Annotated in this window: 7 protein-coding genes; 5 read left to right on the top strand and 2 right to left on the bottom strand. The window is 69.4% G+C overall.

The features are described 5' to 3' along the window. Positions 1–2: 2 nt before the first annotated feature. From rsmD to ABDV68_RS18575, 4 genes are all read left to right on the top strand, one after another. Entirely contained in the window at positions 3–536 is a 534-nt protein-coding gene (gene rsmD, locus ABDV68_RS18590) for a 16S rRNA (guanine(966)-N(2))-methyltransferase RsmD (RefSeq protein ID WP_343521580.1), read from the top strand. Positions 537–553: 17 nt separating this feature from the next. Then, the gene (locus tag ABDV68_RS18585; protein WP_343521579.1) at positions 554–748 is read left to right on the top strand and encodes a stability determinant; all 195 of its coding nucleotides are present in this window, start codon (positions 554–556) and stop codon (positions 746–748) included. Continuing rightward, positions 720–989 (top strand): type II toxin-antitoxin system RelE/ParE family toxin, encoded by a 270-nt coding sequence (locus ABDV68_RS18580; RefSeq protein ID WP_343521578.1) that lies wholly within the window; start codon positions 720–722, stop codon positions 987–989. Before ABDV68_RS18585 ends, ABDV68_RS18580 begins: the two co-directional genes overlap by 29 nt. 73 nt (positions 990–1,062) lie before the next feature. Beyond that, a complete protein-coding gene (locus ABDV68_RS18575; protein ID WP_343521577.1) occupies positions 1,063–1,383 on the top strand; it encodes a hypothetical protein in 321 nt (106 codons plus the stop codon). Here ABDV68_RS18575 and ABDV68_RS18570 read toward each other — a convergent pair. Then, positions 1,380–2,642, bottom strand: coding sequence for an MFS transporter (locus ABDV68_RS18570; protein WP_343521576.1), 1,263 nt, complete (start codon positions 2,640–2,642; stop codon positions 1,380–1,382). The two genes, ABDV68_RS18575 and ABDV68_RS18570, sit on opposite strands and share 4 nt — an antisense overlap. A 39-nt stretch (positions 2,643–2,681) precedes the next feature. After that, the gene (locus ABDV68_RS18565; protein ID WP_343521575.1) at positions 2,682–2,894 is read right to left on the bottom strand and encodes a hypothetical protein; all 213 of its coding nucleotides are present in this window, start codon (positions 2,892–2,894) and stop codon (positions 2,682–2,684) included. Positions 2,895–2,971: 77 nt separating this feature from the next. On the opposite strand from ABDV68_RS18565, the gene ABDV68_RS18560 reads away from it, so the two are divergent. After that, positions 2,972–3,760: UvrD-helicase domain-containing protein (locus tag ABDV68_RS18560; RefSeq protein ID WP_343521574.1), on the top strand; the 789-nt coding region annotated here is incomplete at its 3' end.

Below are 3,760 nucleotides of genomic sequence, written 5' to 3'. Positions count from 1 at the left end.
GGATCCGCGCCGGCCAGTGGCGCGGCCGCCCGCTCGTCGCGCGCAAGGGCGACGCCACCCGCCCGACTGCCGACCGCACGCGTGAGGCGCTGTTCTCGATGCTCGCCAGCCGCGTCGGCAGTTTCGAGGGACTCGCCGTCGCCGACCTCTTCGCCGGATCGGGCGCGCTCGGGCTGGAGGCGCTGTCGCGCGGCGCCGCCTCGTGCCTGTTCGTCGAGCAGGACCGCGCCGCGCTCGACGCCTTGCGCGCCAATGCCGGCAAGCTCGGCATCCGCGCCGACATCCGCGCCACCTCGGTCCTTGCGCTCGGCCCCGCGCCCAGGCCGATGGACTTGATCCTGATGGATCCGCCCTACGGCACCGGCGCGGGATCGGTCGCGCTCGACAAGCTCGCCCGCCTCGGCTGGACCGGTCCGGCCACCTGGATCAGCATCGAGACGGCGAAGGCCGAAAGCGTCGAAGTCGCGGGATTTATATCCGAAACGGAGCGAATCCACGGCAAGGCCAAGCTCACGATCTTGCGCGCTGCGGGCTAGCGGCGCATATTCCGGCCATGGGAAAGCTCGACCCCATCTACTCGGAATTCGACACCGAGGAAGAAGCGGAAGCCCACGACAAGTGGTTCCGCGCGCAGGTCGAGGCTGCCTTGGCGTCAACTGAGCCGGATACGCCCCACGATCAGGTAATGGCAGAGATCGACGCGATCATCGAAAAGCATCGTGCAGCGCAAGCTCGTCTGGGCGGCTGACGCCCGGCGCGACCTCTTCGATTTCGTCGCCGAGCACAACCTCGTCGCCGCGCTTCGGCTGCAAGCACGAATTCGAGAAGGTGCCGAACGCGCGCTTGCACTGCCGCTTGCCTATCGGCCTGGCCGGCTCGCCGACACGCGCGAGATGATCGTCCATCCCAACTATATTCTGGTCTACCGCGTGCTCGACGATCGAGTCCGTATCCTCCGCCTGCTCCACGCCCGCCAGCCCTACCCCTGAGCCGCGCTTGATCGCGACCGACGGAACCAATCGGGCGGCGCGTCTTTCTCTCCGGGAAAGGCGGAGGAGCTCGATGACGACAGCCAAGTCTCTCGCGATCGCAGCGGCCGTGATGCTGTTCGCCGGTCCCGCGCCGGCACCGGCACAATGGCTCAACCCCACGCTCGACGCACAGCGCTGGGACAATCTCCGCAAGCATCAGCAGCGCCAGCGCCAGCGCCGGCGTGCGCAGCAGAAGCATCGCCAGGGTCAGCAATCCGGCCGCGTCACCCGCGCAGAGCGCCAGGCGGCATGGTCGCGCAACAAGGCCGAGTATCGCCGCCGCATGCTCCGCGACGGTCCGGCCAGCGCCGATCGCTGGCTCGACGGCCTCGTCCGCGCCGGCCGGCGCTAGGCGCTCGCGCGCCCCTTCAGCACCAGCAGCGCGACCAGGCTCAGCGCCGCGGCGGCGCTCAGATACCAGCCGACCGGCTCGAGCCCGCCCTTGATCGCCAGCGCCTGCGCGATCAGCGGGGTCAGCCCGCCGCCGATCACTCCGGCGATGTTGAAGGTCATCGACGCGCCGGTATAGCGCACCCGCGCCGGGAACAGGTCGGGCAGCCACGCGCCGAGCGGGCCATAGACGAAGCCCATCGCGAACAGCAGCAGCGCCATGAACGCGAACACCCCGATCAGCCCCGCGCCCATCAGCGGCGCCATCGCGAAGCCGAGCACCGCCACCCCCGCGCAGCCCGCGGCGAGCACGCGCCGCGGATCCCATTTCGCGTCCGCCGCCCATGCCGCGAGATAGATCCCCGCGGCCATGAACAGGATCGCGACCAGCTGGCACCCCAGGAAATCCTGCATCGAATAGCCGAGCGACTTGGTCCCCCAGCCGAGCAGGAAGGCGGTGGCGATGTAATAGGTCGCGAAGCACGCCACCGCGCCGATCGTCCCGCCTAGCAGCACGCCGCCGTGGTTCCTCACCACCTCGCCCAGCGGCACCTTGGGCGGCGGCGCCTCGTCCAGCGCGGCCTGGAACTCGGGCGTCTCGCATACCTTGAGGCGCACCCACAGCCCGACCAGCACCAGCGCCGCTGAGAAGATGAACGGGATGCGCCAGCCCCACTGCGCAAACTCGGCCGGTGTCAGCCACAGCCCGAGCAGCAGGAACATGCCGTTCGCCGCGATGAACCCCGCCGGCGCCCCCATCTGCGGCGCGCTCCCGAACCGCGCGCGCCACCCCGGCGGCGCATTCTCGACCGCGAGCAGCGCCGCCCCGCCCCATTCGCCGCCCAGGCCGAAGCCCTGGCCGAAGCGCAGCACGCACAATGCCAGCGGCGCGATCCACCCGGCGTCGGCATAGGTCGGCAGGAACGCCACCAGGGTGGTCGAGATGCCCATCGTCAGCAGCGACGCGACCAAGGTCGCCTTGCGCCCGATGCGGTCGCCATAATGGCCGAACACCGCCGCTCCGACCGGCCGCGCGAAGAACGCGATCGACAGCGTCGCATAGGCCCAGAGCTGCTTCTCGACGTCGCTTCCGGTGAAGAACAGCCCGCCGAACACCAGGGCGGCCGCGGTCGTGTAGATGTAGAAATCGTAGAACTCGATCCCCGTGCCCACGAAGCTCGCGAGCAGCACCCGGCGGTGCCGTGCCCGGTCAGCGTCCATCCACTCGTCCCTACCCAAATCCGGCGCGCCCCCGCGCCGTCACTTCTCGTGTTCGAAGCAGGTCGTGCGCGTCACCTGCACCACCTTGCCCTTGTCGTCCTTGATCTCGTTGCGCCCCGCCACGCACGGCTTCTGCTCGGGCTGCTGCTCGAACCCGCCGGTGCGCCAGCCGACATAGAGCGCCACGCCGGCCAGCGCGGCGAGCAGCACCAGGCGGCGCCTGTCGAACCGGCTCTTGATCTTGTCCCACATGGCCCCCTCCTGCCCCAAGCCCGCCGCGCTTGCAATGCAACTTGCCCCGACTCGCCGCGTTCCCTACCTGTTCACCGATGAGCCTGCCCGCGCCTTCCCCTGACGATCCGCCGTACCTGCGCGGCCTCAACGCCCCGCAGCGCGAGGCGGTGCTCACCACCGACGGCCCGGTCCTCGTCCTCGCCGGCGCCGGCACGGGCAAGACCGCCGCGCTCACCGCGCGCCTCGCTCACCTCCTCTGGACCCGCCGCGCCTATCCGTCGGAGATCCTCAGCGTCACCTTCACCAACAAGGCCGCGCGCGAGATGCGCGAGCGCGTGCGCAACCTCGTCGGCGATGCGGTCGAGGGCATGCCGTGGCTCGGCACCTTCCATGCGATCGGCGCCAAGATGCTGCGCCGCCATGCCGAGCTGGTCGGGCTGCAGACCAACTTCACCATCCTCGACACCGACGACCAGCTGCGCCTGATCAAGCAGCTCATCACCGCCAACGACCTCGACGAGAAGCGCTGGCCCGCGCGCCAGCTCGCCGGCTTCATCGACCAATGGAAGAACAAGGGCCTGACGCCGAAGGACCTCGACGCCGGCGAGTCCGAGCTGTTCGCCAACGGCCGCGGCCAGTCGCTCTACGCCCAGTATCAGGACCGCCTGCGCACGCTCAACGCCTGCGACTTCGGCGACCTGCTGCTGCACATGCTGACGATCCTGCGCACCAACCGCGACGTACTCGAGCAGTATCAGCAGCGCTTCCGCTACATCATGGTCGACGAGTATCAGGACACCAACAGCGTCCAGTATCTCTGGCTCCGCCTGCTCGCGCAGGAGCGCAAGAACATCTGCTGCGTCGGCGACGACGACCAGTCGATC

The organism is Sphingomonas sp., assembly GCF_039595165.1.
In the GTDB taxonomy this organism is placed as follows: domain Bacteria; phylum Pseudomonadota; class Alphaproteobacteria; order Sphingomonadales; family Sphingomonadaceae; genus Sphingomonas.
Note: the sequence above shows the minus strand (reverse complement) of the source record. Positions and strands in the feature narration are given on the sequence as shown.